The 1,805-nt window shown below is 67.1% G+C and carries 2 protein-coding genes and 1 pseudogene; all 3 read left to right on the top strand.

Annotation, left to right across the window (positions count from 1 at the left end; translation table 11 throughout):
- Nucleotides 1-319, top strand: a pseudogene (locus Q8Q88_RS11875) (alcohol dehydrogenase); the annotation flags it as partial.
- A 90-nt stretch (nucleotides 320-409) separates the two neighbouring features.
- Complete coding sequence (locus Q8Q88_RS11870; RefSeq protein ID WP_305675397.1) at nucleotides 410-727, top strand: 2Fe-2S iron-sulfur cluster-binding protein; 318 nt, start codon at nucleotides 410-412, stop codon at nucleotides 725-727.
- 85 nt (nucleotides 728-812) lie between these two features.
- The coding region (locus Q8Q88_RS11865) for an aldehyde dehydrogenase family protein (RefSeq protein ID WP_305675396.1) at nucleotides 813-1,805 on the top strand (993 nt) is incomplete at its 3' end.

Here is a 1,805-nt window from a genome sequence, read left to right as displayed (position 1 = left end):
CCTGAAGGCCACGACGGAACAGGCGTTCGCCATGCTGGCGCGCGGCGGCGTCGCCAACGTGATCGGCATGATCCCGGTGGGGACCAAGATCGAACTCGATGGCTACGAGTTCCTCGGCGAGAAGCGGATCCAGGGCAGCTTTATGGGATCCAACCGCTTCCCCGTGGACCTCCCTCGGTTCGTCGACTTCTACATGCAGGGCAAGCTTCATCTGGATCAGATGATCTCCCGGCGCATCAAGCTCGACCAGGTCAACGAAGCCTTCGAGGAACTGAAGCGCGGCGAGCTCGCCCGCAGCGTCATCCTCTTCGACGCCTAGCCTCACAGGCGGTCGGGTGCGGCGGACTCTAGCCGCATCCCTCCAGCCCGCCCGGATCCCTCCCCTCCCTCCTCGAACAGGAACGACTCCATGCCGCAGATCACATACGTCGAGCACAGCGGCGAGGCGCACACCCTCGACATCGTCATCGGCCTCAGCGTCATGGAAGGCGCGGTCAAGAACAGCGTCCCCGGCATCGACGCCGACTGTGGCGGCGCCTGCGCGTGCGCCACCTGCCACGTCTATGTGGACGAGGCCTGGCTTGGGGCCTTGCCCGAGAGGTCCCCGACCGAGGCGCAGATGCTCGAGTTCGCCGACGGCGCGACCTCCAACAGCCGCCTGTCCTGCCAGCTCAAGGTCACCGGCGCGCTCGACGGCCTTCGGGTCACCATGCCCGAGAGCCAGTAGCGCCAACCCGTTTGGGCCCACAACCCCTTCAGCCTGCGGGCCCGATCGGCGCCCGCCTCCTCATACCGCACCAGAGGCCATAACCATGAGAGACTATCGGAAGCACTACATCGACGGCGCGTGGGTCGAACCGCTCGGCGGCGCCACGCACCAGATCATCAACCCAGCCACCGAAGCCGTCGCCGGACAGATCTCGCTGGGGACCGATGAAGACGTCGACCGGGCCGTGCAGGCGGCTCGGCGGGCCTTCCGGACCTTCTCCCGGAGCTCCCGCGACGATCGGTTGGGGCTGCTCAACGCCATTTTCGGCGGCTTCGCGGCGCGCCAGCAGGAACTGGCGGACGCCCTGGTGGAGGAACTCGGCGCCCCCGCCAAGCTGGCCCTGGAGGCGCAGGTCGGCGCGGGGCTCATGCACCTCATGAACGGCATCGAGGCCCTCAAGACCTACGCCTTCGATCAACCGGCCAGTGCCCGCACCGCCGTGCGTCGAGAGCCGATCGGCGTCGTCGGCATGATCACGCCTTGGAACTGGCCGATCAATCAGGTGATGTGCAAGATCGTTCCGGCGATCGCGACCGGCGCCACCATGGTGCACAAGCCGTCCGAAGTGACGCCTTTCACCGCGCACATCATCGCCGAGATCCTGCATGCGGCCGGCGTTCCCGCCGGCGTCTACAACCTCGTGGACGGCGATGGACCGACCGTGGGCGCGGCGATCTCGGCGCACGCCGATGTAGACATGGTTTCCTTCACCGGATCGACCCGGGCGGGGATCGACGTGGCGGTGCGCGCGGCCAGCACGGTCAAGCGCGTCCACCAGGAGCTCGGCGGCAAGTCCCCGAACATCGTGCTCGAGGACGCGGACCTGCCGCGGGCGATCGGCGAGAACATCTATCGCCTGATGATGAACAGCGGCCAGACCTGTCACGCGCCGACCCGGCTGCTGGTGCCTCGGACGAGACTGGAGGAAGCCAAGGCGATCGCCGCTCATGTGGTGGAGACACTGTCGGTCGGAGATCCGACCACCGCCGTCTACATGGGGCCGGTCGTCTCAGAGAGGCAGTGGACGCGGATCCAG

Origin of the sequence: Phenylobacterium sp. (assembly GCF_030697925.1) — a bacterium.
Classification (GTDB): Bacteria; Pseudomonadota; Alphaproteobacteria; order Caulobacterales; family Caulobacteraceae; genus Phenylobacterium.
The sequence above is the reverse complement of the archived record's forward strand: the minus strand, read 5'-3'. Positions and strand labels throughout refer to the sequence as shown.